Here is a 26,751-nt window from a genome sequence, read left to right on the forward strand (position 1 = left end):
ATCACCCACGATATTTAAGCGTTCCGGAGGCCTACCTGTGGGTGTATATGACCTTGTAGACGCCATCGTCGACGCTGTCTACCCTCACGAACCCGTACCTCACGAACTGTAGACGGCTGTCTACGCTATAGCTCCTTAAAGCCTCCTCCGCGTACCCCCTGTGCTTCTTGAGCTCGAGCTCTACGGGCTCGAGGACCTCAACGCTAGTCTCCTCGCCCCTCTTCACCCACTGGACTATGGGCAGCCTCATCTTCCTCGCATACTCAAGGCTGGGGTCTACCTCCCTGAGGACACCGTGGCTGGCTGTAAAGTTGGAGAAGCCCATGAGCCTCAGCTGCCTCCCCTCCACCACATCCTCCCTCGAGAGGAGCAGCCGGTCGCCAGTGCAGACCGTAATGCTCCTCTTCCTATCGGGCCGGCTGGGGTGGAACGGTATCTCCGCGGTTTTACACTCACCATGGACAAGCTCCACCTCCATCTCGACCGGGTCTTCGACGTACATTATCCTATCCGCCCTCTCGTCCAGGAGCTTCCTGTTGACTGCCGCCAGGTTTGCCCAGCTTATAGTGGCGTCTGTGGGCTTCACCCCCACCTCGAGAATGATCTGCCTTATAGCCTCCGAGAGAATACCCCTCCTCCTCAGACCGGCTATCGTTCCAAACCTGGGGTCATCATAGCCCATGAACTCGCCGGGCCTCTCCTCGAGAAGCTTCCTTATCTTGCTCTTGCTCAGTATGAAGCCCTCCAGCTTTAGCCTTCCGAAGTGTATGAAGAAGGGGGGCCTCCAGCCCATGCACTTATAGACTGCGAGCTGCTTCTCAGTGTTCAGTTGGTGCTCCTTACCCCTAAGCACATGTGTTATCCCCATCATGTGGTCGTCGACGCTGACTGCAAAGTTGTATGTCGGCCACACAACGTACTTGCTGCCCACAAGCGGGTGTGGATGCTTTTCCGTGTCTATAATTCTCATCGCCACCCAGTCCCTCAGGCTAGGGTTGGGGTGCCGCGGGTCCGTCTTCATCCTAACCACCGCCTCCTCCTCGTAGAACTCGCCTTCAAGCATCTTCTCGAAAAGCTCCAGGTTCTCCTCAGGGCTTAGATCCCTCGTGGGACAGTACTCCCCCCGTGACAGGAATTCCTTACCCTCCCTACCGCAGTTGTCCACATAGGCGCAGCCCCTCTCTATAGCCCTCCTCGCCACACCGTAGAACACCTCCATCCGGAGGCTCTGGATGTACTCCTCGTCCCAGGACACGCCAAGCCACCTGAGGTCCTGGCGGATGAGCTCGTAAGCCTCCTTCAACGGGGTTTTCGTCCTCGGGTCTGTGTCTTCGAAGCGGAGAACCATCTTGCCGCGATACATCCTGGAGTACTCGTAATTAACTATGGCGGGCCTAGCATTGCCTATGTGTATGACAAAGTCGGGGTTGGGGGCGAACCTAAGCTTAACCTTGCCACGCTCAGCCCCGGGAAGGGGGGGAAGCCCTCTCTCGCCCTCCTCACGCTTCTCCTCGAACCTGGCGAGCTCCGGGTATTGCTCTGAGAGGAGCCTCCTCTGCTTGTCGAGGGGCATAGAGTTCACACGCTCCACAATGCCCCTAGCCAGGGAGGCTATCTCCCTAGCCCTACTCCTCAGCCCGGGATGGTCTCCCAGGAGCATCGACATAACGCTGCCCACGCTAGCCCTACCACCGTGCTTGACGGCATCCCTTAGAGCATACCCTAGCAGGAGCCTCTCTAAATCCCCTGAAGCCAACCCCTCAACCCCTAAAGCTAACGGTTAGCGATCGGGATCCCTTATACGTGGGTGGCCAGAGGTTGGCCGGGAGTGGACTGCCAGAGGGTGTATGGCTAGAGTTCGTGGCGGCACCCTGTGGGGAAAGGTACACCATGCCCTTGGGTGTAATAGGCTCTGGAGGGGCTTGGAGGTTCAGGCTATACCCCGGTGTCGGGCTGGTGAAGATAGCTGAGTCGAGGGGCTGGAGGGTGGATCTCAGGCTCCTAGCCCCCCTCGACCCACTAGCCTTCATGGAGAGCTACCTACACCGCCTTGAGGAGAGGCTTTCCTACAAGAGCGGCTGCCCGGAGCCCGACTTCAGCCTAGGCTCCTGGTACTCCTGCTCCGCCGTCAGGGAGGGTGAGGAGGAGGGGGTGTTGTGGTTCATCTGCAAGGGCGGGCTCAAGCGGCTAGTCCAGGCACCCCAGACTCCTTACTACCGGGCCTACGGCTGCTTCGTGGAGCTTCTGGTAGCGGCTACGAAGGCTAAGGCCGGGTTCAGGGAGTACCTAGGTGTCGATATAGCCGCGCTCGGCAGGAGCTTCTACACCTGTGTGGAGAGGAGCGCGCCGGAGAGGAGGGACCTAGTGGAGGCTGCCCGGGTTGCCCTGCAGGATCTTCTACATGCTGCTGGAGAGGCTTGAGCCTCTCGAGAAAATCTACACGGCGGCTGTCGAGCCTGTCATGGGCCATCCCCGCCATAGAGAGACGGCTGCGCAGCTAAGGGCTGATGCAGACCCTCTGGAAACGTGCGAGGCCCTGGCCTGGCTCTACGAGCTGGCCCGGGGAAGGCAAGTCTGTATTATAGGGCCCCGTGCTGGTGGCCGGGCTGGGGAGGGCTGCGAGGTCCTAGCCGGCCCGGAGGCCGCGGCTCAATGGGCGGCTGGCCAGGCGGTCAAGCTTCATTTCACAACCGGGGATGGGGACCTAAACCCCCTCCTAGCCACATCGATACACGCCTACACTCAGGCTTACATACTCCACCTCCACGGCGACAACTGGTGGGTGACGAGGCCGTGGAGGGCGCCGGGGTTCATGATCGTTTACTCCAGCCAGGTTTCTCCATCAACTCCACAGCCAGTAATAGCTCCACTGGGCTACACCGACGGCGATCGCGCGGTGGTCCTGGCTATGGCCCTCGAGGCGGAGTCTGTAGTGCTCCGGGGCTTCTGGGGCCAGCCCCACGCAGGCCACAAGACATGGGGAGGCCAGCCCGGGGCTAAGGCGGTGAAGCTGATGCTTGCTGCTAGAATCGTTGAGCAGGCGGCAGGCTACATGGGGTACAGGGTTAGGAGGAGGACGGTTTCGGGTGAGCCTGAATGGCTTGAGAAGGCTTAACAGGAGGGCGGGCCTCTAGCCCTCTCCGCCCTCTTCCTTCACTACCTCAGCCACACCGCCTACGGCCTGCCCGGGGAGAGGTGGCTTAAACCTGACTACAACAACCCCGCCCCTCCTCCCGTGGAGCCTCAGCACCCTCCCCTTGTAGACGTTACCGTACCTGTCCCTATAGAGGGCTGTTCCCGACACGTATAGACCAGCTTTCCGGGGATCGTCTAGGAGAAGCTTCACAAGGGCGTGCTGGGTGTACTGCGTATTTGTACCTCTCCTGTAGCCGAGTATAACTCCCCTAACCCTCGCCACAGCCGGCGCACCCCCTGCGGGTTGAATCGGAGGCCGGAGGGCTAATATAGCTGAGGCAAAGAGGGCGTTGGGGTGGTGGTAGCCGGGCGGGGATTCGAACCCCGGTCACGGGGGCCAGAGCCCCGCATCCTGGGCCGCTAGACGACCCGGCTACCGTCTGACCCACTCCCGGCCTGTGGGTTAAAATAGGTGTGCGGAGGGATTTAAGGATTTAGAGTCTCCGGGGGCGGCTTTGCGCGGGGGAGTGCGGGTTTGGGCGTGGATGAGGCCTACCAGGCTCTTCTGAGGGCTTGTGGGGAGAGGGGCTTCGAGGAGTGTAGGGACGCTTACAGGATGTTTCTAGAGGAGGCTTGTAGGGAGGCTGGATCATGCCCTAAAAGGAGGTCTCCAGGGACTGGCCAGGGGAGGTACGCTTGGGTGGAGGCTGTACTCAGGTCGGGCGTGCCCGACGGGCGTTCTAGGCTGATACTATATGTTATAAGCAGGTATCTAGTGAACGTGAAGGGTTTGGAGCCGGGTGAAGCCGAGGCTGTTATAGAGGAGTTCCTTAGGGTTTGTTGCGAGAGGCATGGTAACTGTAGGAAGATCTACAAGTCGTGGATCAGGAATGTGCTGAGGAGAGTGAAGGAGGGTGGGTGGCGGCCGTGGACCCTGGAGAGGATCAAGAGCGAGGACCCGGAACTCTATAGTATCATAGAGTCTATAATCTCCGGCGGGGGAGGGTGAAAGCTTCGTTACCACTCCTTAGTGGTAAAACTCGTTTTCCCGGCTACAATTGGGGTCAATAGAATATCACCCCTCCCGGCGGGCTGTGTACCTTTCGGTGGTAGGCTATGAAGATTCTGTCGAGGACCCTGATGCTGCTGGGTCTGATAACGCTGGCCCTCTCCTCATACACAGCTGCGGCCCAGGAAGCTGCTGACCCGCTGGAGTTCGCGGCCAAGGCAATAGGTGCGGGCCTCGCCGTAGGCCTGGCAGGAATAGGGGGTGGCTATGCGGTCGGCGTTGCCGGGGCGGCCGCCATAAGCAGCATAACCGAGAAGCCAGAAATGTTCGGAAGGTCCCTGCTATTCGTCGTGCTCGGCGAGGGAATAGCTATATACGGCTTGCTAATAGCCCTGCTTCTCCTACTCGTGGTGTGAGGCTCTTCCACGCCAACACCACTTTCCACCAGTTTTCTAATTTTCTAAATTATAACCCGCTGCAACAACCCACCCCATCCATGGGGATGAGCGCTGAGGCCTCCCTCAAGGGAGAAGTGGATGAGCGACTTTCCCAGGTGGTTTGACTGGGTTATCGAGGCTGCCGAGGTCTATGACTACGGCAGGTATCCAGTGAAGGGTATGGGTGTATGGATGCCTTATGGCTTCCAGATAAGGCGTAGGGTGCTAGAGGTTATCAGAGGGCTGCTCGACTCAACAGGCCATGAGGAGGTCCTCTTCCCCCTCCTCATACCTGAGCACCTGCTCAGGAGGGAGAGCGAGCATATCAGGGGGTTCGAGGGCGAGGTTTACTGGGTGACCCATGGGGGGAGGGAGGAGCTCGACGTCAAGCTTGCTCTGAGGCCGACGAGCGAGACTAGCATAACCTATATGGAGACCTTCTGGATAAAGAGCTATAGGCAGCTGCCCAAGAAGTACTACCAGGTTGTAAGCATATTCAGGTATGAGACCAAGGCTACGAGGCCTATGATACGTCTGAGGGAGGTCACAACCTTCAAGGAAGCCCACACGGTCCACGAGAGCTTTGAAGACGCAGAGCGCCAGGTCCTGGAAGCTATAGAGGTTTATAAAGCCATATTCGACAGGCTCCTAATTCCCTACGTTATATCCAAGAGGCCCGAGTGGGACAAGTTCGCTGGAGCCCTCTATACAATAGCATTCGACACGGTCATGCCAGATGGCAGAGCCCTCCAGATAGGCACAGTCCACCACTTGGGCCAGAGCTTCACCAGAGCCTTCGACTTTAGAATCCAGATGAGGGACGAGCGTCTAGACCATCCCTGGCAGACAAGCTACGGTGTGAGCGATAGGGTTGTGGCCAGCCTGATAGCGGTGCACGGTGATGACAGGGGCCTAGTTATACCCCCCTCAGTCGCTCCCATCCAGGTTGTAATCGTACCCATAACGCCGGGTGACGAGGAGAAGCGTGGGAGAGTACTATCGTATACCGCACGCGTGGCGGAAAGGCTGGAGAAGGCTGGTTTCAGGGTTCACGTGGACGATAGAGAGTGGGAGAGGCCTGGAGCCAAGTTCTATTACTGGGAGGCTAAGGGGGTACCACTAAGAGTGGAGATAGGGCTCAGAGAGGCCGAGGAGGAGACCCTGACGATAGCTAGGAGAGACACCCTCGAGAAGGTAGAGGCGCCTTTAGGGGAAGCTGAGGGTAGGATTAGGGAGCTGATGGCCCAGGTCGAGTCGAACCTTAGGAGGAGGGCTCAGAGCTTCTTCAAGGAGAGACTACTCAGGACTGATAGCCTCGAGGATGCGGGTGAGTGGGTTGAAAGCCGCAGGGGGATAGCTGAGGTCCCGTGGTGCGGTAGGGAGAGTTGCGGCCTGGAGATGGAGGAGAGGGTTAACGGGAAAGTGCTGGGAACCCCCTGGCCGGAGGAGCCGGTTGAGGATGGTAAACGCTGCCCCGTCTGCGGCCGCCCCGCCGTAGCATGGATAAGGCTGGCGAAAACCTACTAGCCGCTGGAGGGTGTAGATATAAATAAGCTTTTCCACAACAAACCCCTAAGCGAGGGTGGATGAAGAGGATGCCCAAGAAGAGGGAAAGCAGGGGTAGAAGGAAAGGGGCTAAAGGGAAGGCCGGCACAGTACAGTGCGACAACTGCGGCCGGGTCGTCCCCGCGGACAAGGCCATATGTGTAACCAGGATGTACAGCCCCGTGGACCCACAGCTGGCCGAGGAGCTTGAGAAGAAGGGAGCCATAATAATGAGATACCCGGTCACGAAATGCTACTGTGTCAGCTGCGCCGTACACTACGGGATAGTAAAGATAAGGCCGGAGGAGCAGAGGAAGCCCAAGGGCTTCCAGCTATAAGACCCTCACGCCTAAACGGGGCGACCTGTAACCCCGGTTTTACAGTTCGACTCAGAAGCCTTACCGCCCTGTCCCGCGTGCACGGGCTTGATTAGTATGGAGCTGGTTGACAGCCTCTGGCATCTAGACGTGATATCGTCTCGCATACAGAAGTCCGGCTCCGACTTCATACTCTCAGGGCCGATGAACCTTTGGCTGCAGGGGTTTAAGGTAAGGCCGAGGCCGTACTTCATTGTGGTCACGAGTAGAGAGTACAGCGGGAGAGTAGTCGAGGTCCTAAGCATTGGGGCCAGGAGGGTGGGATGGGAGGAGTGGTGGAGCGGCGTTAGGAGGGGTCTCGAGGCCAGGCTCAACCTTAGAGGGGCGGAGATCGCCGTAGTCGCCGATCCCGAGCTGGCTCTGGGAGGGGGTGTCGTTGGGTTTAAGGCCTCAGAGCTGGCTAGAGAGTCTAGCATGCTTATAATAGGTGGAGTTGTGGTTAGGCTCGCGCCGCTACACTTTGAGGCGAGCCTTTGGGAGGCTCTGGGTGGTAGGGCGCCTTGGCGGGTAGAAGGGCTTGGAGGAATAGCGAGGAGATAGCAGCCCGTATACTTGAGAGGTCGGGCTTCAGGGTGCTCGACTTCCACGTTCCGATTGAAGAGGGGGGTGTGGAAGTCGGGGAGATCGACATAGTTGCTGAGAAGGGCGGCCAGAAATACTCGGTTGAGGTTAAGGCTGGAATGGCGGATATAAACGCGGTGAGACAGGCATACGTCAACAGCCTGGTATCGGGCATGAAACCCATGATAATAGCTCGGGGTGCGGACGAGGGGGCCCGCAGGCTTGCTGAGAAGCTGGGGGTGGAACTTATAGTGCTGCCTGACGTGGTCGTGTCATCCACGGACGACTTGAAGGAGATAGTTGAGGAGGCTGTAGACCATGCTATAATTTCGCTCCTTGAACCTCTCCTGCACTGCGAAACCCTGGATAGCAGCGACCTTGCAATCCTCGAGGCGATATCCAGGGCCAGGAGCTTTAGGGAGGCGGCGGAGAGGCTGGGGGTGGGGGTGGAGGAGCTGGCTTCTAGTGTTGAACGGCTCAAAAAGGCGGGCGTACTCCCCAAGTCGTCATACAAGAGGATGAGGGCCGCGGCGTTCATAGTTCTAGTAGGCTGTAGATTACTGGCGGATGGCCGATACCGTGCTAGCGAGGGAGAGCAACATGTACCCCGCCCCTGACACCCGCTCTCACTCACACGCCGTCCTTCGGCGGGCTCGAGCGGGCTCTCTACAGCGGGGCCATTTAAAGGGTATAGCCGACCGCCAGTGATAAAATATGGCCTCGCGGCAGGCCCCTACCCTACTCCTCTCCTCCTCGCCTCCCTCCTAAGATGCTCTAGAACCCAGTACGGGTCTCCGTCGTACATCTCCTCCAGCCTTTCTATAGCGTCCATCCATCTCCTGCCGTAGAGTTTTTTGGCTAGGGTTATAGTCTCCTGGAGAACCTTCTTAGCCTCGTCGATGCCCTCCAAGGCTTGAACCCCTTAACCTCCCTAGGCCATTCATGCCTTGTACCCTCCAGAGGCTTTTACCTCTCCCCACGCTGTGAAGCACCCTCCAGCCTGACTACTATTGTCTTCCTAGATCTCCTCTTTCCCATGCTGCTTGTCCCAACGTGCTCGTACACTATTCTAGACACCTTGACACGCGCTATGGAACCTAGTCTGGAGACGAACCTAGCCGCGGCGCCTCTATGGTGGAAGTATACGTCCACGCCGCCCCTGACTGGGATAACATCTACGGGAGCCTCCTTCGGGTCGAGAGTATTTAGAACCCTCTCCACAGTATCCTCAGCCGCCGCCCCTCTAACCTGGACTAGTGTGTCATACTCTCCGCTCCTCTTGACAATGCAGAGCGGGCACGTGGAGGGGTTCAGCCTCAGGACAATACTTCGGGATACATTGAACGCTAGGCCCTGGTGCGAGGCTTTTAGACGGAGCCTCACCCTGGTCCTCCAGTCCAGGCTTGTCTCGAGTGACCATCCCTCCAGCACGACCTGCTCAACCGGATGGACAGGCTTATATGCAATACTAGAGAGTATAAGGCCGACCCCCTCCTCCGGCGTACGGTAGTACAGCCACCTGTGTCCAACCCTGATTCTCCCGCACGACGTGCAAACGTCTACAGCCAGCTCCCTGGGCAGACCCTCCACGACCCCATGCCTCTTATCGAAACACTCCGGACAGAGTCCTCGCAACAGCACCTCACTAGGCCTACCGCAACCCGCACAGCTCTTCAAGCCTCTCACGAAAGCCTCCACCCCCCGGGTCAAACGGCGTTGTGTGTAGCTTTCCCTTCCGCCACGCTCTTTAAGCCTCTACGACACGCCGGCTCTACAGCGGGAGGGCCTATGTCGGGCGTCGAGCCCCCCAGTCCCATAATAGGTTTGCTAGTCTCACTGGGATATGTATTGCTCGCCTGTAGCTCCACAGCGTCCTGCACACTCTATAACCCCCGAGGACGTGGTGGAAGGCTCGCAGTCCCTATGGACTGGCCGAGCAAGATTAAGCCCGCGCCTGCGGATGTCCCTCCTGGCGGGGAGGTCCTCGACCCACACACGCTCAGGCCTTTAGAGGGTGCCCCAAGGGGCTCATGGGTTGTCGTATCGGAGCCTGGTGCTAGGGCAGCCGTTGAAAAGCATGTAGGACGCGTCGTACGCACTGTCCAGCCAAGGCTCCTCCATGCAGTGAGACTCTACACCACACCCACTCAAGAGGTGGTTAGGATTCTGAGGGAGAGCAGCGCCCCCCTAGTTCTACCCTGCGGAAACCTTTGGAGGAGCCTCCCCCTGAGCCTGCCATGCGGTAGCGACAGTAGGGGCGCGAGCCTGGCCAGCTAGGGGTACCTGGACTTTAGAAGGCCTAAGGCCCTCTCAGCCTGCCTCTCCGCTTCACGGCACAGCGTGTCCGTCAGCAGGCCGGAGCTACACGCCACCTCCAGGTCGCCCCTATCTATGATCTCCGGCTCCTCTCCAGGCCTCTTTACCACATCCACGAGAAGGTCGAGGTACTTGACGCCTTCGAAGCCGACCTCAGGAGGAGTGTTAACATTAGCATACACGCCCAGCAGCCTACCAGCCCTGTCATAGTATTCATGGACGGTGAGCCAGTCACCTAGGAACACGCTGGTCACCCCCCTGTCTCCAGGACGCCTCTCCAAACCTAGCCCGTCGTAGACACCAGCACTCCTGAACGTCCTCTCGAGCACGATCTCCCCCCCACGCCCTGCATTGGGCCTGTAGGAAGACACCCTAAATGGCCCCAGCCTTATGGTCTCGCCGTCCGGCCTCCTGTGGAGTATCACCGCTGTCCTGCCGACTAGTCTTGAGGATATGAACCTGACTATGAGATCCCCCGCCTCAGCACCCCAAAACCCCTCCCTGACCCCCTCCTCCGCGAAGTCGGTTAACAGGCCCTCTGCATCGCTGCTCCAGCTCTTCAGGCTATGGTGGTTGTTGACGGTGGGGTAGAGGCCTGCCCTCAGCCCGTCCATAACCCTCTTAGCTGTGCTAGGAAGGTAAACTAGGGAGAGGTACTCCCCCCGGGAAACAACGGCCAGCTCTCTCCCAGGCCCCTCTCCCCACAGCCTCTCAGCCTCTCTCGCCAGCCGTCTGATCTCGGCCGACAAATCCTCCTCCCCCACCAGCCTAGCACCGCTTCTAACGTGCACCGAGAACCTGTTCAGGTCTACGCCGCTCGCCTCCACGGCTTTCAAGGCCCTAGCCGCCTCTTCGCCTGAGAGGTGCCTGCTAACCCTCACCCCAGAGCCGGGGTGGGATACCCTGGCCGTGAGGCCGGTCAACTCCACCCCGAGCCTCCCCTCCACAACAGACTCCCCAGGGGGGCTCCTAACCACTGTGAGCCTGACCATGCTTCCGGGTTGGGGGCACTCGCCACCCCTGATGACGATCTCGACCCCACCGGGCCCCTCAGCCCTACACCCCTCCACAGCTCGCGCGTCTACAACACTTCTCAGACCGAGGATACTCCTCCTCACCGCAGCATGACCAACCTCCTCCAGAAGATCCCGCTCAAACCTCTCTCCAGCCTCGTAGGGGAACCCATGTATAACAACCTCGTCTCTACTCTCCTCGCCATGTTTGACAGTGATGTTTGGGGGCCTAGCAGAAACGGGGACCTGTATCCTGCTGAGCATAGTCCTGCTGAGGTCGGATAGCAGGTAGCCCTTCTTAAGGGCGAGCGCGACCAGCGCGGTGGCGTATATCCCCCTAACCCTCACGGCGTATAGCAACCGGACGCAGACCCCCCACGGCCGTTTAGAGGGGTGTTGGAGGCCTTCTTCGACGCCCTTCAATCTCTAACGGTCTCGAGGATGGTTATAACCTGCCATATCCTAGTTCTCGCGTAGAAAGGCATGTTCGGGTCCTGGCTAACCTCTTCCAGGGCGCTTATGGCGTTAGCCGCCCTAACTGCAGGGGATAGCCGGGGATCTCTCAGGTGGGTTAAAGCGTTAGCCGCTGCCCTCCTAATGTTGCGGGGCACGCCTGTATCGTTTATTATAGTGACTAGTATACTCATGGCGAGCTTTATCTTGCCCTCATTGTCGGCCGGCAGATTCATAGCCACTATCTTCCACCTAAGATTAAATGTAGATTCAGGTTCGAAGGCTTAATATGGTGCACCGAGCGTGAATGCCTTCTTGCCCACTTGCAGGCCCCACGCTCAGGAGTGTCAACCTTTATAATCCCTTGGGTGCTCAAGTAGAGGTTCAGGAGGATAGATAGGAGTTTTAGCGTGATGGTGTGTTGCTAATCTGTGCGAGGGTGTGTGGTTAAACCATGGTCGAGCCTTCCAAGGTAATAGGCCTTGTGACGGATTTCGGTGACAGTCCATACACGGGTATCATGAGGGCTATCATAAAAAGCATTTCAAGGGAGATACAGATAATCGATATAGACCATTCCGTCCCCAGCTTTAGCCCCCTCGCCGGGGCCTATGTAGTGGCCCACACGTACCACTGGCTGCCTAAAGGCTCGGTTATAGTCGCGGTTGTCGACCCCGGCGTCGGCACATCCAGGCACGCCCTTGCGGTTGAGACCGAAAACTACATATTCATAGGACCTGACAACGGGGTCCTCTACCCCGCTGTGATGAGTGATGGAATGAGACGCGTCTACGCCCTGAGGGAGAAGGATGTTAGCAGCCTTGCGCGGATGAAGACTTCTTCTGCGGCGGGAACGTTGAAGCCGTGGAGCATAAGCAGAACCTTCCACGGTAGGGACGTGTTCGCGCCCGCCGGCGCCCTCATAGCGGCGGGACATGCTTCGCTGGAGGAGCTGGGGGACGAGATAGAGCCTGAGAGGATTAGGAGGGCCAGCATAGACCATGTGGAGAAGATGGGTGCATCAGCCTTCAGGGCCACGGTAGTGTATATAGACAAGTTTGGCAACGTGGCCCTAAGCATACGACCGAAGAAGCTCGGCATCAACCTTAGCCTATACAAGATGATAGTGCTTAGAACCAACATGGCGAGCAACACGATAAAGATGGGTAAGACGTTCGGAGACGCGAACCCCGGCGAGCTGGTTGCGTACGAGAACAGCTTTGGCCATCTCGAAATAGCTGTCAACAGGGGTAACGCCGCTAAGAGGCTAGGGCTCGAGCTGGAGTCGAGGGTTGAGATTGAACTCCTGGAGAACTCGGTGGCCACGCCCAACGGGTCCAGGGCGGGGAGGAGCACGGACCTTCTAGGCGTGTCGTCGAAGGGCCTCGGCGAAACCTTGTGGTGAGAAGAGGCGCCGGCATGCAACGGCTTGCCATAGCCCGGCCCCCAGCCTGCCCTGCTCCAGCCTTGTGAGCGGGCTGCAGACACCGCGGCCTCTAAGGAGGTCTTGCCGCTCTATTTGAGAGCTTCTACATGTAGGCCCGAGAGTATATGTTCTATCCTCTTGTACGAGGGGCAGTCGAGTATAACATTGTTGCCTTCGATAATAAGCTTCACATCCTCGAGGCCTGTTGTTGGGGGTTCGGGTAGGGAAGCAGGCTTATCTTTCCCCACGTAGACTAGCCTGCGCCTGCTACCCCGCCCCTCTATACGCCACCAGTATCTTCCATAGTACTCGTAGATCCTCGACCTGCCGTCTGGGGTCTTATAGTAGACCTTGTGCACCGGCTTGAGGTAGTAGCCGGTGGGCCTGATGATGGTGTTGTATCTGTATAGCATAGGTTTAAGACTGTCCAGATAATCCTTAATCCTATCGTAGCCGTTGTACACTATAACCATACAATCACCACTAGGGGGCTCAGTCGGCTCTTCCTTATCATAGCCCTGGGCGTTCGGGCTCTTCTCGTCGCAGGCATCCTTCACAGCCCCCACCACTCGGATAAAGACAAGCCTCCCCTAATTTTGTTCACTACGATAGTAAAATAAGTAGGGAACCGCGTGGGTAGCCCAGGTTAAAGTCTATACCCCACTACCACCAAACACTAGTTTAACAGGGGCTCCAGTGAGGCGTATGGCGGAGTCATGACGCCCCCTCCGGGGCGTTGATGTGCAGGCCGGCTCCCCTAGCCGAGGGGCCCTCCTATAGTTGCGCTGTTCTGGCTAGCTCGGATTTTCTAGGCTTCTCGCAGCCCCCCGTGCCTAGGGGGCTCCAGAACCCCTTTGCAGAGTACTTAGCCCTACACAGTTCTCCAGCCCTTTCGAAGGCTTCCCCCAGTATATCTTGCTCGACCTCCCCTACCCCCCCGAGGGTCTGCGTCACATGGTATTCGAGGAGCCGTGCAACCTGTTGCAGCCGGATCCTCCCCCCGGTTATCTCGTCAAGACTGTTGGGGTTGTACTTGACGGGGGTCACCTCCCCCCGGATAACCCTGTGGAGCTGCGGTATGACGAGTCTCCTTATTCTTGACGGGTTTGTGGTTACAAGGAGGGTGGCGTGGGCGAGGGTGGCTCTGCTTCTTATCGCGGCGGCGCTCCCGGAGACTTTCCATGGGCCTACTGCAACGTCATTGCCGTTCTCAACCCTAGCCTCTAGACCTAGGGAGTGGAGGGTCCTAAGTATAATTCCCGTGACAAGCCTGTAGGCCTCGTCGACACCGAGCCTGCGGGGTATGTATATCGACAAGTTTATGTTGCCTAGGTCGTGGAATACGGCGCCGCCCCCGCTTATACGCCTAACAACGGGTATACCCTCCGCCATAGCCTGGCTGGTGTTGACCTCCTTTTCCACGTCGACAGTGTAGCCTATCACCACGCTATCAGGGTTTAGCCATAGCCTGGCCAAAGCTATACCATGCTCCCCCGACTCTTCAAGGAGAGCCTCCTCCAGCGCCAGGTTGAAGTGTGGAGACCCACCTAGGGTTCTAAGTATAACCGCTCCCCCGCCTAAGGCTCTTCACCCTCGAGGTTCCACCTTGGGGTCGAGTACTTCTCCTCATACAGCCTTAGGGCTTCCTCAACCTCCTCCCCGCTCAGCCCGGAGGGCTTGGGCTGGAGACCGAGGGCGCGGGAGAAACCTTTCACCAGTGCTCTGGCTATCTCGGAGAAGCTGTAGCTCCTGCTGGTTAGGTCCTCGATGCCTGCGATCTTGGAGGCCAGCTCCCTAGCCCCCGCCCCCTTAACGGGTATTATGGAGACCCACTCCTCAGGGTCGAACCGGAGGAGCAGGGTGCCGTGCTGAAGCAGCCTCCCGCCTATCCTCCTCTGGGCGCTCCCGGACACCTTCCTACCCGCCACCACCACGTCGCTGCTCCCAGGCCTAACATAGCAGAGGCCTCCTGAGACTCCCTGGGGAGGATCATAGCCGCCGACGCTAGTCGCTACGCCAAGCTCCTCCAGCGCAAGGGCCACGCCGCCCGCTATCATGGCGGCGCTCTCGGCGACGTCAAGGCTGTAGAATGGGTGGCTGCTGTTTAGGACTATGGAGTATGTCACCTCCCTCTCCCACGGGTGGAGGAGGGCAGCGCCTCCAGTGGGCCTCCTGACGAGCACGTACCCCCTCCTCTCCGCCTCGGCCAGGCTGACCTCCCCTACGCTCTGCCTCCTCCCTATGGTGAGGCCGCCCGGGAGCCACATGTATATCCTGAGAGTCGGCGCCGGCCCAGCCCTCAGTATCGCCTCGTCTATGGCCATATTCATCCGGGGGTCTCTAGGCCCGTCCACCACTACCCTCAGCTCCAATCCTCCTCACCGCAGCCATGTACGCCTCCCTAGCCTTGAACGAGGTCCTCGCCAGCGGGTGGGCCACGACGTAGGCGAACCCCATGCGCAGCGCCCTCTCAGCCAGCTCCCGGAACTCGGAGAGGCTATACCTCTTCGCCACGGGCAGCTGCTTCCTACTAGGCCTGTAGTACTGGCTCAGCACCAGGATATCAACCCCCACGCTCCTCAAGTCTCTCATAGCCTCTATCACCTCCTCTCTCTCCTCCCCCAGACCCAGCAGTATGCTAGACTTGGTCACAACGCCCTCCTGCTTTGCCACCTCGAGAACCCTCAGGCTCTGCCTGTACCCAGCCCTCCTATCCCTAACCAGGGGGGTCAGCCTCTCCACGGTCTCCATATTGTGTGCGAGGACCTCGAGCCCGCTGGACGCTACTAGCCTGACGTGCTCCTCCACACCCTGGAAGTCGGGTATGAGAGCCTCCACTATGGTGGCGGGCCTGAGGCTTTTTATCGCCCTAACGGTGGCGGCGAAGTGGCTGGCCCCCCCGTCAGGCAGGTCATCCCTGTCCACGCTAGTGAGGGTCACGTAGTCGAGCCCGAGCGCGTCGACGGCTAGCGCAACCTTATAGGGCTCCAGGGGGTCTAGGGGCTCTGGGGCTCCCTTCTTCACATAGCAGAACCTACACCCCCTCGTGCAGGTGTCACCCATGATCATGAACGTCGCCGTACCCTCGCCCCAGCAGGTGAAAATGTTGGGGCACAGGGCGCCCTCGCAGACTGTCGCGACGCCCAGGCTGGCCACTAGCCTGGCCACTTTAACGTAGGAGTCGTTTATCCTAACCCTAAGCCTCGGCTTAGCCGCCTCCATCGCCAGGGCCCTCCACCACCGCTACCACAGTGTCTGGCGTAACCTCCTCACCCTCGCCGACTATGCTCTTAACCCTGCCCGAGACGGGGCTCTCGATCTCCAGCACAGCCTTTTCAATCTCAACCTCGGCTAGGACCTCGCCCTTCTCCACAGCATCGCCCGGCCTCTTATACACCTTAACAACCTTCCCCCGCCACCCGCCCCTGCGGGGCCACAGGTCAAGGGGTATCCTAACAAGACTCTCCGAAGCCAACCCTCCAAACACCCTCCAGCGAAAGCGCGAGCGGAGTGCAGCCCTTAGACGCTGCCACTAGAATCACTGTGGACGCTGGCAACTATAATTTTCCCTCATGACTGCCCTATAGGCCTGATGGGAGGCCTCGTTGAGCCAGGGTAGTGCGGGTTTAGCGGTTAAACGGGTGATAGTGGCTCTCGACCCCGCGGTGGAGGGCGATGTTGAGAAGCTACTAGGCATCGCCAGGCTGGCCTGCCGCGAGGGGGCGGGTATTAAGGTGGGCCTGCCGATGCTAGCCCTGGGCGGTTCGGAAGCCGTCTCGGAGGCCGCTAGACTATGCAGCGGAGGGGGGCTGAGGGTTTTAGACCTCAAGCTGGCGGACATAGGCTATGTGATGAGGCTCGCTGTAGAGAGCCTCGCCAGGGGGTTCGACGCCGCCATAGCCCACGCCTTCATAGGCTCGGAGGGTGCTCTGGAGGAGCTTAAGGGTGCTCTGGAGGGTATGGGTGTAAGGCTGGTCCTAGTGTTGTCGATGAGCCACCAGGGCTCCGCGGAGGTGATAGACCCCTGCCTAGACCGGCTCATCTCCGTCGCCACCAGGGTTCGGCCTTGGGGTGTCGTGGCCCCCGCTACAAGGCCAGGGGTTATAGCCAGGGTTAGGTCGGCCATGCCGAGGACCGTTATAATGAGCCCAGGCGTTGGGGCCCAGGGCGGGAGGCCGGGTGACGCCATATGCCTAGGCGGCGCCGACTACGAGATAGTTGGTAGGGTAGTCACCAGGTCGCCCGACCCGGTCTCGGCTTTAAGGAGTGTTGCCGGGTCTATTGCAGAGAGGTGTCCGGAGAGGCTCCTACCCGCCTCCACATGAAACGGTCCTAGTTAAAGCCGTGGAGCTTTAAACTACAACACTAGTGGGGGCGACATCTTTGTCGCATGAGGAACTAGCGGATGTGCTTGCAAAGGTCCTTAAGAAAAGAGGAGCAGTGTTGAGGGGAGACTTCGTACTTTCCAGCGGTAGGAGGAGCAGCGTGTACATAGACATGCGCCGTCTCCTGGGTGACGAGTCCTCCTACACGGTTGCTCTAGACCTCCTCCTAGAAGCGGGGGCGCAGGAGCTGGCGAGGTCCTCGGCGGTGATAGGCGTGGCCACAGGAGGCCTGCCCTGGGCTGCAATGCTCGCCCTACGCCTGTCAAAACCCCTCGGCTATGTCAGGCCCGAGAGGAAGGGCCATGGAACGGGGTCCCAGGTGGAGGGAGAACCGCCTAGAGGCAGGGTCGTCGTTGTGGATGACGTGGCGACAACAGGATCCAGCATAGCCAGCAGCGTAGAGGTCCTCAGGAACAGCGGCTACACCGTAACCACCGCGCTAGTACTAGTGGATAGGGGTGAGGGGGCTAGGGAGCTGCTGGCCAGCATGGGTGTGAGGTTAGTGAGCGTTGCAACCCTAGAAAGCATACTAAAAGCCTTAGACCGGAATCCCGCTTGAAACCCTATCACCCGCGGCTCCCGACGAACATTAATACGGGCCCTGTGAACGCCCGTCGGGTGACGCCCGCATCGTCGGAGCCGAAAGGGCTGTGACGACTCCCCTGGCTTTGAGGGCCCCCTAAGGAGCCTCTCCGGCATCCCTGGTGCTCCGGACCGGAGGCGGGTATAGTTGATAGTTTAACGCTCTCAAGGGTATATATTATTATCGTGGAGGATGCGAGGTGGGGAGTTATGGCTGTGCTAAGGAAGACCGTGGAGGTGCCTGAGATACCTGTTGTTGATAGGGTCGAGCTTCCCGCGGACGAGACTGCTGTTATCGTAGTTGACATGCAGAACGACTTCGTAAAGCCTCAGGGCAAGCTCTTCGTCCCCACAGCGCCGGCCACCATAGAGCCTATACGGAGGCTGCTGGAGAAGGCCAGGTCCGCCGGCGTGAGGGTCTTCTACACCCAGGACACCCACTATGAAGGCGACCCCGAGTTCGAGATCTGGGGGGAGCATGTTAGATACGGCACCTGGGGCTGGAGGATAGTGGACGAGCTGAAGCCTGTCGAGGGCAGGGATATAGTGGTGATGAAGACCAGGTACGACGGCTTCTACGGTACGATGCTGGACGACCTTCTGAGAGTCTATGGGATAAGGAGCCTGGTTGTTGTGGGTACTGTAGCGAACATATGTGTGCTCCACACGGCTGGCAGCGCCGCCCTCAGGTGGTACAAGGTGGTTGTGCCGCTCGACGGGATAAGCGCTCTCAACGACTTCGACTACCACGCCGCCCTTAGGCAGATAAGCTTCCTCTACCGCGGTACCCTTGTTAAGAGCGTAGACGGGATAGAGTTCAGGAGGAGCCGCTGACGGGCTCTAGAGCCTCAGAGATGTCGAGGACCTCGACGCCCCTACCCACAGCTGCGTCGCCAAGGTTAATCATACATATCGGGCATGCAACTACAATTTTTCTCGAAACGCTCTCCAGCTCCTCTAGCCTAGCCCTGGCTATCCTCTTCGCAAGCCTCGGCATCAAACCCTCCACAGGCCCGCCGCAGCAGTAGGTCATCCTCCCCGCCCTCGGGGGCTCTTTAAGCCTGAGGCCAGCCCTCTCGGCCACCCTCCTGGGCTCCCCTATGACATTCTCAAACCTCGCGTAGTAGCATGGGTCGTGTATCACGGCCTCCCCGATACTCGAGCCTAGCCTCACCCCGCCAGCCCTGTCGAGGACCTCCAGGTAGCTCTCGACCTCGAGGCTATAGCCGTCTACATACTTCGGCGCGACGGTCCTCATGATGTGAGTGGTGTGGGGGTCGATGGTCACAATCCTCTCAACACCAGACTCCCGCAGACGCCGGTAAACCCTGTTTATATGTTTCTCGAAGGAGGATTCGAGACCGTTTTCATATAGTATGGCGCCGCTGTAGGCGTCGGCGTCGTACGGGTATGCCACCTCCAGCGGCCTGAGCATCCTGTAGATGCGGGATACGATGGACTCTGCCCTCCTAACCTCGCTACCCGGGGGCCTCACGGCAAGCCTAGCCAGCCCTGGCGGCACAACCTTAGAAGCCCTGAGCCCAACTTCCAGCAGCCCTATCGACTCGAGCCTCTCCATTAACCGTACGGTAGCCCTTATATAGGGGGCGAGCTGGTACAGCCCCCCGGTGAACAGGTAGGCCCTACCCCTCCTGGGAGGCTTCTCGCCGCGGGCCCACCTGTAGACGACGTCTCTAGGAGCTGGGACAGGGAGGCCAGTCTTCTCGACAACCGTCTTCATCAACGCGAGGTAGAGCTTCAGCCTGGCCAACTCAGCCCAAGCCCCCCCCGTACCCCGGCTACACTATAGCTCTTCACGGCTTCGCTTTAATTCTTCGACGCCTGGGAAATATAGAGTTTTATACAGTATTTTATAGGGCCGGAGGTGTACGCGTCGTGGACTTCTCCCTAGGTCCCGATTTAGAGCTGTTCAGGGAGAGCCTCAGGAGGGGGCTCGAGAAGCTGTTGGGCGGCGGCAGGTGGGTGGAGATAGATGAGGCTGGAGTTCTCCCTGCGGAGACTATAAGGGGGCTCGGGAGCCTGGGTGTCCTCGCGCTTGTTTGCCCGGAGGACCTCGGGGGGCAGGGCGGCGGGTGGCTTGAGGCTGCTATAGCCGCCGAGGAGGTAGGCTACCACGACCCCAGCATGTCAACCGCCGTCTACACTCTACTTAACAACGCATGGCCCTTCATACTCTCCCGCCACGGGAACCCTGATGTGGCTGGGGGTATAGTTGAGAGGGTTGCTAGGGGGGAGATGTTCTTCGGGATAGCCTCCACCGAGCCCAGTGGTGGCAGCGATGTAGCCGGGATAAAGACGCGGGCGGAGAGGGATGGAGACTCGTATAGGGTGTACGGCGAGAAGATACTCATTAGCGGCGTCAGGGAGGCGTTGGAGACCCTAGACTACGGGGGCTGGCTCCTCCTAGCCAGGACGGGCGGTGAAGGCCACAGGGGGCTCTCCGCCTTCGCATTCACAGGAAAATGGGGTGGCCGCCTGGCAGACGGCCTTGAGTACAGTATCCTCGACACGATCGGGAGACACGGCATATCAACGGGCATACTAAGGCTCGACGGGGTGGAGGTGCCCGGCTCGAGGCTCGTGGGCGGAGAGGGGAGGGGGTTCTATGTTGCTATGGAGGGCTTCCCCCTTGCTAGGATACTCGTGGCGGCCGCGAACATCGGGGCCGCCAAATGGGCTCTTGAGAGGGCTGTCGAGTGGTCTAGGGAGAGGAGGCTCTTCGGGGGAAGGCCTATAGCGTCTTTCCAGGGCGTCAGCTTCTCCATAGCTGAGGCGTTCGCAGAGCTTGAGGCGGCGAGGCTCCTCGTCTACAGGGCCGCCTGGACGGCGGACAGGTATGTCAGGGGTGAGGCGTCTAGGGAGGAGCTTAACCTCTACAGCGCGTCGGCCAAGCTGAAGGCGGTGGACACGGCGTTCTCGATATTCCAGGCCACCATGAAGATAATAGGTGGCATAAGCTTCACTAAGGAGGTGGACGTACACAGGGGCCTGCTAGGCACCCTTTCATACCTCGTGGGGGCGGAGGGAGCCCAGAACATAATGAAGTATATCATAGCGAGGGACCTGATAGGCAGGGAGTATGTGAAGCTCTAGCCCTCCTCCGGCTCCACCAGGAGTACGAGGCCCCGGGCACCCCTGACAACCACTGTATCACCAGGCTTCACGGAACCCCTGAGAAGGGTCCCCCTCCAGAGCTCCCCCTCAACCTCAACCAGCAGCCTTCCTCCCTCCCTCACCTCTACAACCCTCCCCCTGGAGCCGGCCAGGGCGTCCACCCCCACCCGGGGCCTCCTGGCCATAGCCTCCACAGCTTTGGCCGCAGCCACGGCTAGGAAGATGGCGACGGGTGAGACCATGACCGCCGCCTCAACTGGTGAGAGCAGCCCTAGCCTCCCGGCTAGGTAGGCGGCGCCCCCTACAACAAGCAGTATCACAGCCGCCTCGTCCAGAAGGGCAAGAAGCAGGACGAGCCTTCCAGCCAACCCTTCAGGCCCCAGGGCAATATCTAGTAGGCCTCGGCGGCTGTTAGATATTGTGGAGCCAGGGTGTTAGGGGGTTTTGAAGAGGCAGGAGCTGAGGACTACGGAGGCGTCGAGGCTGGTTGCGGTGGTGGCAGCCGTAGTCAGGGCTGTCGAGGAGTACAATGAAGACTACGACCCCGATGCTGTCCGGGTTTCCCAGCCTAGACGCAGGGGCGGGGATGTTCTGGTGGAGGTTGAGGCGCCAGGCAACTCCCTCGGGGAGTATTCGTGGGAGCTCGACGACGGCTCCAGGGTGTTGGTGGCCCCGGGCATTGGTGTGGAGAGGCTCTCCACAGTGCTCCGAGGCCTCCCCAGGGAGGTGTGGAGGCTTGAGGGGCGGCTTCTCAGGAGCCTCGCCAGGGAGACCACGAGGAGCGGTATAGAGTATATACTAGTGTACCTGGTTGACGGGAGGGTGGTGCTGCTGGAGGGGGAGGAGTACAGGGTTTCCATACCTGGCCTTGGAGACTCGGCGGCCGCCGCAGTCCACACCCACCCCAGCGGCTCATGCGCCCTCTCTAGGGCTGATGTGGTGAGCGGGCTCGACCTTATGGTGAATGGCGGGCTTTTTGAGTCAGCGGCCACCCCGGAGTGCATGGTCTACATGCTCAGGATAGGCCTAGTCTCCGAGGACGACTATATAAAGCTGTGGACGGTGAAGAAGGGCGTTATCCCCCCTCTCAGGCTAAACACCATAGAGGTGGGTGTGGTGGCTTGAAGACCCTGGGAGATGTTCTCGAGGCTCTCTCCAGCTTATCCAGGACCGGCTGGATGCTTAGAGGCGTCCCACACCAGCTGGCGGAGACGGTTGCGGAGCACCTCTTCGCCGCCGCGGTTATAGCGGGTGAGATGGCGTGGATGGCCAGGTCCCAGGGCCTCCCCGTCAACCCTGAAAGGGCTGTGGCCATAGCCCTATACCACGACATGGCGGAGAGCGTGATAGGCGATATATCCAGGAGGGCCGGGCTCTCGAGGGAGAAGAGGGATGCCGAAGCGAGGGCCTTCGCCGCCCTCCCGGTGAGTGAGGAGGCTAAGAAGCTGTACAGGGAGTTTGAGGAGGCCTCAACCCTGGAGGCGAGGATAGCCAGGGTGGCCGAGCTGCTTGCCACGTTCTGGAGGTCATGCGTGTACGTGAGAACAGGGTTTAGGGCGGGCGACATAGGCCGGGGCAGCCTCGAGGAGGCCATGGCCCTCGCCCGGAGTTGGGGGCTTCTGGAGCATGTTGAGAGACTCGTCCACATGCTGGGGGGTGAGGGGTGTTTGGAGGGTTGACAAGGGTTTCACTACCCTACTACGAGTATAGCATGGGAAGGGGGCGGGGTAGCCTGTTCCTGGAGGCCCACCTATCCCGCCACCTCCATCCGGAGGAGATCTGCCTCCTCGCGTCCAGGAGGCCTGTCTGGCTGGAGGAGAGGCCGTCCGGCGTGGCCGCGGCCCCGTGGGGCAGCCCCGGCGAGGTCCTCAGGCATTATATAGAGCGGGCGACACTCCTCCTCTCAGAGCCGCCTCCACCACCCGGAAGGGTTTGGAGGTGGATGCTGAGGAGGCTTGGCCAGGAGCTAAACAGGCTGATAGCGGGGGGCTTGGTGGGCCCTCCTGTGGAGCCCGAGGTTAGGGAGGAGGCTAGGAGGGCAAGGCTGGCCAGGAGGCTCTGCAAGGACGTGCTCGGCGAGGTAATCTCCGGCCGCCTACAGCCGATACACCGGGGCTTGAGGTGGAGGGTAGTGGAGGTCCGCCCAACACCCGGGGGCACCAGGGTTTCAAGGCCGGGGGGTGGGAGCGATAGGATACTGGAGTGGCTCGCCTCCAGGAACCCGGGCCTCAGGTCCTCGCTGGAGGCCCTAGCGGCCGAGGGCGAAGTCTAGGTGTGTCCTCAGGTCTTCGGCGAGCCTAGAGGCAGCCTCGAGATGGACAAGGTGGCCCGCCCCCTCTACGACGACTATCCTCCCCCGCGGGCCTAGTATGCGGCGAGCCTCCTCGAGCAGACTGGCGGCCAGGGGGTCTCTGGAGCCCACCACAACGGTGGTGGGCGCCTCTGTTGTAAGCCTCCTGAATGCCTGGCTGTAGTCGCGGCCAGCCAGCTCCTCGACTATGCTCGCGTAGACCCGGGGGCCTAGGCTCTCTAGGAGCTTTAGGGCGGCCTGGTAGGCGGCCTCCCTGTTAACCCCCCGGTATACGGCTACAGCTATAGCCCTCGCCGCCTCCTCAGCACCCTTCTCCCTGGCCAGCCTTGCCCTAGCCCTCATCCCCTCGGGGTCCGCAGGCCTGTGCAGCGCCCCAACCATGATTGCGCTCTGAAAACCCCTCCCCGGCTTCAGGAGGCCCTTGTCCACGGCCTCAAGCACCACAAACCCCCCGAGGCTGAAGCCCATTAGGTGTACCCTGCCGACCCCCTCCTGCTTGACAAGGGCTTCCAGGTCCATAGCCATAGCCCCTAGGGACACACCGCCGCTCCCCGGCCTGCTCCCCCCGTGGCCCCTAAGGTCGGGGATAACAACCCTAACCCCTAGACTCGCCGCTAGCCTTCCAGTGTAGAGCCAGACCCTACCGTTCTCCCCTAGGCCGTGGAGGATGAACAGGGTGTCACCGCCCCCTGTCGGGGGGGATAGGGTTATGTAGGCTGTGGTGCCCCCGTCCCACGAGGTGAGGCTCAGCCTCTCCTCGGAAGCCACCTCGGCGCACCCCCAGGCCTCCAGCGGCTACGTTCCGCGGCCTGCTGCAACCCTCTTCACAGCCTCAACTAGCCTTGCGGGATGCACCATCCCCTCCTCAGCCACTAGAACCTCGCCAGCCCTTCCCACCGTGTATAGGGCTGCCGCGGCGGTGTTTAGGGGGTCTGGGGGGAGGCCTAGAGCCCTCCTCCTGGCGAGGAACCCTGCTATAACACCCGCCAGCACGTCGCCAGTGCCTCCGACACTCATCTCCGGAGCCCCCCATGGCGACTCCCTGCACCTACCCTCGGGCGTGCAGACCGCGTCCACCGGGGCCTTGACAACGGTGGTGGCGCCGTACCGGGCTGCTATCTCCCGGGCAGCCTTTAGGGGCGGGAGGTCCTCGCCCCCTAGGAGCAGCTTGGCCTCCCCCCTGTGGGGGGTTAGCACCGCCTCCCCCCAGAGACTGCCCCCTCTTCTGGCCAGTGTTTTGAGGCCGTCGGCGTCAACAACGACGGGCACACCCCTTTCCCTCGAGGCGGCGAGGACCTGCATCAGCAACTCCTCGCCCTCTCCCCCCATCCCCGGCCCTGCCACCACCGAGTGGACCCTCTCAACCGTCATCACCGCATCCTCCAGCCTCCGCGGCACTATCTCGGGCCTGGCTAGCGCGGCCTCCCTGGAGAAGGGGGAGGCCAGGTAGACTAGGTCGACGCCGGCGGCGTAGGCGGCAAGGGCGGCTAGGATGGGGGCGCCTACGTACTCGCTGCTGCCACCCACGACTAGAACCCTCCCTCCTACGCCCTTGTGGGCGTCCCTCGGCCTCCTGGGTATCCTGGCGGCCAGGTCTCCGGGGCCTGCATAGTGCTCAGCCCCCCAGGGTATGCCTATCTCGGCGGTGAGGACCTCGCCAGCGTAGAGTGGAGCGGAGCCTTTGAAGAGCCCCTTCTTTGGCCTGTGCATCGACACCGTGTAGTCTGACCTCACAGCACCCTCTACAGCCTCCCCCGTGTCGGGGTCTACCCCCGTGGGGACGTCAACCGAGGCTTTCAACCCCGCAGACCGGTTGTAGGCTTCTGCAGCCGCCTTCACACCGCCTCTGAGGCCGCCCTTGACGCCTATGCCTAGGAGCGCGTCTACCACGGCGTCCACACCCCCGAGGTCTAGCCAGCCAGGGGAGCCTGGCTCGAGCACCGGCACGCCGCTCGCCCTAAGCCCTCTGAGCATAGTTCTCGCAGCCGGGTGCGACACCTCGCCGCTGGGGTGTGAGAGGTGGACCTCAACCCTAGCCCCACGGGCGGCAAGCCTCCTGGCCGCTGCAACACCGTCTCCACCGTTCCCCCCTTTGCCGGCGAGGATAACCACCCTCGCCCCCCGGGCTCCCCCTAGTAGGCATTCGACTAGACTGGCCACAGCGTTTCCAGCGTTCTCCATGAGAAGCTCGATGGAGACCCCTAGGTGCTCGGCGTTTATCTCATACGCCCTCATATCCTCGGTGGAGATAGCGTCCTCAGGCCTAGCCTCTCCAACCCCGGGGCACAGGACCAAGCACGGGCACCCCTGGAGGGTTGGTTTGGGCGCCGGGCCATAATATAGTAGGGCCTCTACCAGCTACAGGGCGTCCCACCAGTCGGCCTCCAGCCTGGCCTCCGAGGACCTGTAGTAGACGGTCGGCACCCCCCTCCGGCGGAGCCTCCTCCTCAGGCTCCTGTCGCTGGTGGCGACGTAAACCCTGGCTCCCACCGTCTTGAGCCTCTCGGCGGCCTCCTCGAGGCTGTCGTCGGCGTCTCTGCTCTCGGTCTCGAGGACCTCTACCCCCATCTGCCTGAGGAGCCTGAGGGCGGTCTGCGCCCTCCTACCCAGGAGCCTTTTCCCGTGTGCACCCGCGAGCCTCTCCAGCTCTGCCACCACCGCTGATGTGGTGGCCGGGGTGAAGCGGGAGTTTATCGCCTCCAAAATCATGCTGGGGGCTATGGCGCCTGAGGCCATTAGGATGAGTGTGTTCGAGTCTAGGAGGACAACTACTTTACCAGGCCCCAGCCTATGAGCCTCCACCTCCCCATTATCCTCCTGCTCAGGGCGACCCTCGCCTTCGGCCATGTCACCACCGGCCTCCTGAGCTGCAGCTCTATCTCATCCTTCCCAGCCTTCGTGACTACCCCCAGTGTTATAGCCGTGCCTACGGAGAGCATTAGCATCTCCCCCCGCCTGATAGGCTCAACCCTGGTCTCCTCCTTCATGCCAACCACCTTCTCGAGCAGGTGGTGCTCTATCCTGAGGGTGGTGAGGGGCTCGGGCAGCATACCCGGCTTGCCGACGACGTTGCCCACCAGGTTGTCGGCCTTGGTCACGCTAGGGTCGAGCTGAGTGCCTATGGCGACGAGACCCCCGGGCCTCGCCTCCTCAACCTCTATACTTCCGAATCTCAGGCTGGTGATGGTAGTGTGGAGCCTCACATACTCCACCCTCCCCCCGGGCTTCCTCACCGCCACTCCAGGGCTTATCTCAATCTCGTCGCCAACCCTGAAGACCCCCTGTATAATGCTCCCTCCAACCACACCCCCCACAAGCCTCTCGGGCGGTGTGCCCGGCTTGTTGACGTCGAAGCTCCTGCTTATGTACATCACGGGAGGCTTATCCAGGTCCCTGGGAGGGGTGGGTATGAATTTCTCTATCGCGGCCAGTACAGCGTCTATGTTAGCCCTCTTCAGAGCGCTCACCGGGATTATCGGGCTCCCCTCGGCTATCGTCCCCTTTATAAAGTCGAGTATCTCCTGGTAGCTCTCCTTAGCCCTCTCCCTAGACACCACGTCTACCTTGTTCTGGACGATAACAATGTTCTTTATACCTATAATCTCAAGAGCGACCAGATGCTCCTTCGTCTGGGGCTGTGGACAGGGCTCGTTGGCGGCTATCACCAGAAGGGCCCCATCCATGAGCGCTGCACCGCTCAGCATCGTCGCCATCAATATCTCGTGGCCCGGGGCGTCGACGTAGCTGACCCTCCTCCTCAGGGAGGCGCTTGCCTGCGGGTCGCACTCGCACACGGGCTCCGGGCTGAACCTCTCGGGGAAGCCGCAGCCCTCGCACTCCCAAACCTCCCCGTCGGCGTAGCCCAGCTTGATGGTCATGCCACGCCTTATCTCCTCGCTATGCCTCATAGTCCAGACTCCCGTAAGAGCCTGGACAAGCGTGGTCTTACCGTGGTCTACGTGGCCAACAACACCGATGTTTACCTCGGGCTGGCGCTTGTCTCCAACGCTCAAGGCACAGAACCCGGGCATTATAGGGGTCTGGCTGGAGGGTATAAAGAGGGAGG

At 60.3% G+C, this 26,751-nt stretch carries 34 protein-coding genes and 1 tRNA gene; 17 read left to right on the forward strand and 18 right to left on the reverse strand.

The window, feature by feature from the left end:
- Positions 1 to 31 precede the first annotated feature (31 nt).
- A complete protein-coding gene (locus ACAM_RS07380; RefSeq protein ID WP_022542191.1) occupies positions 32 to 1,756 on the reverse strand; it encodes a glutamate--tRNA ligase in 1,725 nt (574 codons plus the stop codon).
- 62 nt (positions 1,757 to 1,818) lie between these two features.
- Between ACAM_RS07380 and ACAM_RS07385 the strand changes: the two genes are divergently transcribed.
- Positions 1,819 to 2,421, forward strand: coding sequence for a PNPOx family protein (locus tag ACAM_RS07385; protein ID WP_022542192.1), 603 nt, complete (start codon positions 1,819 to 1,821; stop codon positions 2,419 to 2,421).
- Positions 2,381 to 3,115, forward strand: coding sequence for a hypothetical protein (locus tag ACAM_RS07390; RefSeq protein WP_022542193.1), 735 nt, complete (start codon positions 2,381 to 2,383; stop codon positions 3,113 to 3,115). Before ACAM_RS07385 ends, ACAM_RS07390 begins: the two co-directional genes overlap by 41 nt.
- Positions 3,116 to 3,130: 15 nt before the next feature.
- Here ACAM_RS07390 and ACAM_RS07395 read toward each other — a convergent pair whose 3' ends face one another.
- Both ACAM_RS07395 and ACAM_RS07400 read right to left on the reverse strand, forming a co-directional pair.
- The gene (locus ACAM_RS07395) at positions 3,131 to 3,418 is read right to left on the reverse strand and encodes a 50S ribosomal protein L35ae (RefSeq protein ID WP_022542194.1); all 288 of its coding nucleotides are present in this window, start codon (positions 3,416 to 3,418) and stop codon (positions 3,131 to 3,133) included.
- Positions 3,419 to 3,494: 76 nt separating this feature from the next.
- Positions 3,495 to 3,570, reverse strand: a tRNA-Gln gene (locus ACAM_RS07400).
- A 106-nt stretch (positions 3,571 to 3,676) separates the two neighbouring features.
- On the opposite strand from ACAM_RS07400, the gene priX reads away from it, so the two are divergent.
- The 6 genes from priX (at position 3,677) to ACAM_RS07430 (ending at position 7,681) form a co-directional block, all read left to right on the forward strand.
- Positions 3,677 to 4,144: a DNA primase noncatalytic subunit PriX gene (gene priX / locus ACAM_RS07405; RefSeq protein WP_232502345.1), complete on the forward strand. Its 468-nt coding sequence runs from the start codon at positions 3,677 to 3,679 to the stop codon at positions 4,142 to 4,144.
- Between the two features lie 116 nt (positions 4,145 to 4,260).
- Positions 4,261 to 4,560, forward strand: coding sequence for an ATP synthase subunit c family protein (locus tag ACAM_RS07410; RefSeq protein ID WP_420804958.1), 300 nt, complete (start codon positions 4,261 to 4,263; stop codon positions 4,558 to 4,560).
- A gap of 120 nt (positions 4,561 to 4,680) precedes the next feature.
- Entirely contained in the window at positions 4,681 to 6,108 is a 1,428-nt protein-coding gene (gene proS, locus ACAM_RS07415) for a proline--tRNA ligase (protein ID WP_022542197.1), read from the forward strand.
- A gap of 68 nt (positions 6,109 to 6,176) precedes the next feature.
- Complete coding sequence (locus ACAM_RS07420; RefSeq protein WP_010866942.1) at positions 6,177 to 6,464, forward strand: 30S ribosomal protein S26e; 288 nt, start codon at positions 6,177 to 6,179, stop codon at positions 6,462 to 6,464.
- Positions 6,465 to 6,560: 96 nt separating this feature from the next.
- Positions 6,561 to 7,043 (forward strand): hypothetical protein, encoded by a 483-nt coding sequence (locus ACAM_RS07425; protein WP_022542198.1) that lies wholly within the window; start codon positions 6,561 to 6,563, stop codon positions 7,041 to 7,043.
- Positions 7,004 to 7,681, forward strand: coding sequence for a YraN family protein (locus ACAM_RS07430; RefSeq protein ID WP_022542199.1), 678 nt, complete (start codon positions 7,004 to 7,006; stop codon positions 7,679 to 7,681). The genes ACAM_RS07425 and ACAM_RS07430 overlap by 40 nt, the downstream gene beginning before the upstream one ends.
- Before the next feature lie 116 nt (positions 7,682 to 7,797).
- Here the strand turns inward: ACAM_RS07430 and ACAM_RS08400 are convergent, their stop codons facing one another.
- On the reverse strand, positions 7,798 to 7,974 hold the full coding sequence (locus ACAM_RS08400; RefSeq protein ID WP_022542200.1) for a hypothetical protein: 177 nt from the start codon (positions 7,972 to 7,974) through the stop codon (positions 7,798 to 7,800).
- Between the two features lie 56 nt (positions 7,975 to 8,030).
- A complete protein-coding gene (locus ACAM_RS07435) occupies positions 8,031 to 8,762 on the reverse strand; it encodes a 60S ribosomal export protein NMD3 (RefSeq protein WP_338029084.1) in 732 nt (243 codons plus the stop codon).
- A gap of 90 nt (positions 8,763 to 8,852) precedes the next feature.
- Here ACAM_RS07435 and ACAM_RS07440 point away from each other — a divergent pair, with 90 nt between their 5' ends.
- Positions 8,853 to 9,341 (forward strand): hypothetical protein, encoded by a 489-nt coding sequence (locus ACAM_RS07440; RefSeq protein WP_148706475.1) that lies wholly within the window; start codon positions 8,853 to 8,855, stop codon positions 9,339 to 9,341.
- On the opposite strand, the gene ACAM_RS07445 is transcribed toward ACAM_RS07440, so the two are convergent.
- Together ACAM_RS07445 and ACAM_RS07450 are read right to left on the reverse strand one after the other, a co-directional pair.
- Positions 9,338 to 10,753 carry a ribonuclease FAU-1 family protein gene (locus ACAM_RS07445; protein WP_022542204.1) on the reverse strand — a complete coding sequence of 472 codons (1,416 nt, stop codon included), beginning with the start codon at positions 10,751 to 10,753 and terminating at the stop codon, positions 9,338 to 9,340. The two genes, ACAM_RS07440 and ACAM_RS07445, sit on opposite strands and share 4 nt — an antisense overlap.
- A 59-nt stretch (positions 10,754 to 10,812) precedes the next feature.
- Positions 10,813 to 11,082: a stationary phase-response protein gene (locus tag ACAM_RS07450; RefSeq protein WP_131159443.1), complete on the reverse strand. Its 270-nt coding sequence runs from the start codon at positions 11,080 to 11,082 to the stop codon at positions 10,813 to 10,815.
- Between the two features lie 218 nt (positions 11,083 to 11,300).
- Here ACAM_RS07450 and ACAM_RS07455 point away from each other — a divergent pair, with 218 nt between their 5' ends.
- Entirely contained in the window at positions 11,301 to 12,251 is a 951-nt protein-coding gene (locus ACAM_RS07455) for an SAM hydrolase/SAM-dependent halogenase family protein (protein ID WP_022542205.1), read from the forward strand.
- 110 nt (positions 12,252 to 12,361) lie between these two features.
- Here ACAM_RS07455 and ubp read toward each other — a convergent pair whose 3' ends face one another.
- The 5 genes from ubp to ACAM_RS07480 all read right to left on the reverse strand — a co-directional run bounded on the left by ubp (position 12,362) and on the right by ACAM_RS07480 (position 15,747).
- Positions 12,362 to 12,829, reverse strand: coding sequence for a UBP family nucleoid-associated protein (ubp, locus tag ACAM_RS07460; RefSeq protein WP_022542206.1), 468 nt, complete (start codon positions 12,827 to 12,829; stop codon positions 12,362 to 12,364).
- Positions 12,830 to 13,046: 217 nt separating this feature from the next.
- A complete protein-coding gene (locus ACAM_RS07465; RefSeq protein WP_420804959.1) occupies positions 13,047 to 13,835 on the reverse strand; it encodes a lipoate--protein ligase family protein in 789 nt (262 codons plus the stop codon).
- A 14-nt stretch (positions 13,836 to 13,849) separates the two neighbouring features.
- Positions 13,850 to 14,644, reverse strand: coding sequence for a lipoate--protein ligase family protein (locus ACAM_RS07470; protein WP_022542208.1), 795 nt, complete (start codon positions 14,642 to 14,644; stop codon positions 13,850 to 13,852).
- Positions 14,613 to 15,494, reverse strand: coding sequence for a lipoyl synthase (lipA, locus tag ACAM_RS07475; RefSeq protein ID WP_022542209.1), 882 nt, complete (start codon positions 15,492 to 15,494; stop codon positions 14,613 to 14,615). Before lipA ends, ACAM_RS07470 begins: the two co-directional genes overlap by 32 nt.
- Positions 15,481 to 15,747 (reverse strand): biotin/lipoyl-containing protein, encoded by a 267-nt coding sequence (locus ACAM_RS07480; protein WP_022542210.1) that lies wholly within the window; start codon positions 15,745 to 15,747, stop codon positions 15,481 to 15,483. The genes lipA and ACAM_RS07480 overlap by 14 nt, the downstream gene beginning before the upstream one ends.
- Before the next feature lie 130 nt (positions 15,748 to 15,877).
- On the opposite strand from ACAM_RS07480, the gene ACAM_RS07485 reads away from it, so the two are divergent.
- From ACAM_RS07485 to ACAM_RS07495, 3 genes are all read left to right on the forward strand, one after another.
- The gene (locus ACAM_RS07485) at positions 15,878 to 16,597 is read left to right on the forward strand and encodes an orotidine 5'-phosphate decarboxylase / HUMPS family protein (protein WP_022542211.1); all 720 of its coding nucleotides are present in this window, start codon (positions 15,878 to 15,880) and stop codon (positions 16,595 to 16,597) included.
- 58 nt (positions 16,598 to 16,655) lie between these two features.
- Positions 16,656 to 17,216 (forward strand): orotate phosphoribosyltransferase, encoded by a 561-nt coding sequence (gene pyrE, locus ACAM_RS07490; protein ID WP_022542212.1) that lies wholly within the window; start codon positions 16,656 to 16,658, stop codon positions 17,214 to 17,216.
- Positions 17,217 to 17,449: 233 nt separating this feature from the next.
- Positions 17,450 to 18,073 carry a cysteine hydrolase family protein gene (locus tag ACAM_RS07495; RefSeq protein WP_022542213.1) on the forward strand — a complete coding sequence of 208 codons (624 nt, stop codon included), beginning with the start codon at positions 17,450 to 17,452 and terminating at the stop codon, positions 18,071 to 18,073.
- Here the strand turns inward: ACAM_RS07495 and ACAM_RS07500 are convergent.
- Complete coding sequence (locus ACAM_RS07500; protein ID WP_022542214.1) at positions 18,057 to 19,010, reverse strand: (Fe-S)-binding protein; 954 nt, start codon at positions 19,008 to 19,010, stop codon at positions 18,057 to 18,059. The two genes, ACAM_RS07495 and ACAM_RS07500, sit on opposite strands and share 17 nt — an antisense overlap.
- A 125-nt stretch (positions 19,011 to 19,135) precedes the next feature.
- On the opposite strand from ACAM_RS07500, the gene ACAM_RS07505 reads away from it, so the two are divergent.
- Positions 19,136 to 20,353 (forward strand): acyl-CoA dehydrogenase family protein, encoded by a 1,218-nt coding sequence (locus ACAM_RS07505; protein ID WP_022542215.1) that lies wholly within the window; start codon positions 19,136 to 19,138, stop codon positions 20,351 to 20,353.
- Here the strand turns inward: ACAM_RS07505 and ACAM_RS07510 are convergent.
- Entirely contained in the window at positions 20,350 to 20,742 is a 393-nt protein-coding gene (locus ACAM_RS07510) for an NfeD family protein (RefSeq protein ID WP_022542216.1), read from the reverse strand. The genes ACAM_RS07505 and ACAM_RS07510 overlap by 4 nt on opposite strands.
- Positions 20,743 to 20,818: 76 nt before the next feature.
- Here ACAM_RS07510 and ACAM_RS07515 point away from each other — a divergent pair, with 76 nt between their 5' ends.
- The 3 genes from ACAM_RS07515 to ACAM_RS07525 are packed head-to-tail and all read left to right on the forward strand — an operon-like array spanning position 20,819 to position 22,646.
- Positions 20,819 to 21,499, forward strand: a complete 681-nt coding sequence (locus ACAM_RS07515; RefSeq protein WP_022542217.1) for a hypothetical protein — start codon at positions 20,819 to 20,821, stop codon at positions 21,497 to 21,499.
- The gene (locus ACAM_RS07520; RefSeq protein ID WP_022542218.1) at positions 21,496 to 22,053 is read left to right on the forward strand and encodes an HD domain-containing protein; all 558 of its coding nucleotides are present in this window, start codon (positions 21,496 to 21,498) and stop codon (positions 22,051 to 22,053) included. The genes ACAM_RS07515 and ACAM_RS07520 overlap by 4 nt, the downstream gene beginning before the upstream one ends.
- Positions 22,050 to 22,646 carry a hypothetical protein gene (locus ACAM_RS07525; protein WP_022542219.1) on the forward strand — a complete coding sequence of 199 codons (597 nt, stop codon included), beginning with the start codon at positions 22,050 to 22,052 and terminating at the stop codon, positions 22,644 to 22,646. The genes ACAM_RS07520 and ACAM_RS07525 overlap by 4 nt, the downstream gene beginning before the upstream one ends.
- On the opposite strand, the gene ACAM_RS07530 is transcribed toward ACAM_RS07525, so the two are convergent.
- The 4 genes from ACAM_RS07530 to eif2g all read right to left on the reverse strand — a co-directional run bounded on the left by ACAM_RS07530 (position 22,623) and on the right by eif2g (position 26,698).
- Positions 22,623 to 23,453 carry an alpha/beta fold hydrolase gene (locus ACAM_RS07530; protein ID WP_022542220.1) on the reverse strand — a complete coding sequence of 277 codons (831 nt, stop codon included), beginning with the start codon at positions 23,451 to 23,453 and terminating at the stop codon, positions 22,623 to 22,625. The genes ACAM_RS07525 and ACAM_RS07530 overlap by 24 nt on opposite strands.
- Before the next feature lie 27 nt (positions 23,454 to 23,480).
- Positions 23,481 to 24,980, reverse strand: coding sequence for a bifunctional ADP-dependent NAD(P)H-hydrate dehydratase/NAD(P)H-hydrate epimerase (locus tag ACAM_RS07535; RefSeq protein ID WP_022542221.1), 1,500 nt, complete (start codon positions 24,978 to 24,980; stop codon positions 23,481 to 23,483).
- Positions 24,981 to 25,043: 63 nt separating this feature from the next.
- The gene (locus ACAM_RS07540) at positions 25,044 to 25,487 is read right to left on the reverse strand and encodes a hypothetical protein (protein WP_022542222.1); all 444 of its coding nucleotides are present in this window, start codon (positions 25,485 to 25,487) and stop codon (positions 25,044 to 25,046) included.
- Positions 25,454 to 26,698 carry a translation initiation factor IF-2 subunit gamma gene (gene eif2g, locus ACAM_RS07545; protein ID WP_022542223.1) on the reverse strand — a complete coding sequence of 415 codons (1,245 nt, stop codon included), beginning with the start codon at positions 26,696 to 26,698 and terminating at the stop codon, positions 25,454 to 25,456. The genes ACAM_RS07540 and eif2g overlap by 34 nt, the downstream gene beginning before the upstream one ends.
- Positions 26,699 to 26,751: the final 53 nt, after the last annotated feature.

Source organism: Aeropyrum camini SY1 = JCM 12091, from assembly GCF_000591035.1.
In the GTDB taxonomy this organism is placed as follows: Archaea; Thermoproteota; Thermoprotei_A; order Sulfolobales; family Acidilobaceae; genus Aeropyrum; species Aeropyrum camini.

Coding starts and splice junctions, on each gene's coding strand:
- proS (WP_022542197.1), top strand. CDS start 4,681: ATGAGCGACTTTCCCAGGTGGTTTGACTGGGTTATCGAGGCTGCCGAG.
- ACAM_RS07420 (WP_010866942.1), top strand. CDS start 6,177: ATGCCCAAGAAGAGGGAAAGCAGGGGTAGAAGGAAAGGGGCTAAAGGG.
- ACAM_RS07425 (WP_022542198.1), top strand. CDS start 6,561: ATGGAGCTGGTTGACAGCCTCTGGCATCTAGACGTGATATCGTCTCGC.
- ACAM_RS07440 (WP_148706475.1), top strand. CDS start 8,853: ATGTCGGGCGTCGAGCCCCCCAGTCCCATAATAGGTTTGCTAGTCTCA.
- ACAM_RS07450 (WP_131159443.1), bottom strand. CDS start 11,082: ATGAATCTGCCGGCCGACAATGAGGGCAAGATAAAGCTCGCCATGAGT.
- ACAM_RS07455 (WP_022542205.1), top strand. CDS start 11,301: ATGGTCGAGCCTTCCAAGGTAATAGGCCTTGTGACGGATTTCGGTGAC.
- lipA (WP_022542209.1), bottom strand. CDS start 15,494: ATGGAGGCGGCTAAGCCGAGGCTTAGGGTTAGGATAAACGACTCCTAC.
- ACAM_RS07495 (WP_022542213.1), top strand. CDS start 17,450: ATGGCTGTGCTAAGGAAGACCGTGGAGGTGCCTGAGATACCTGTTGTT.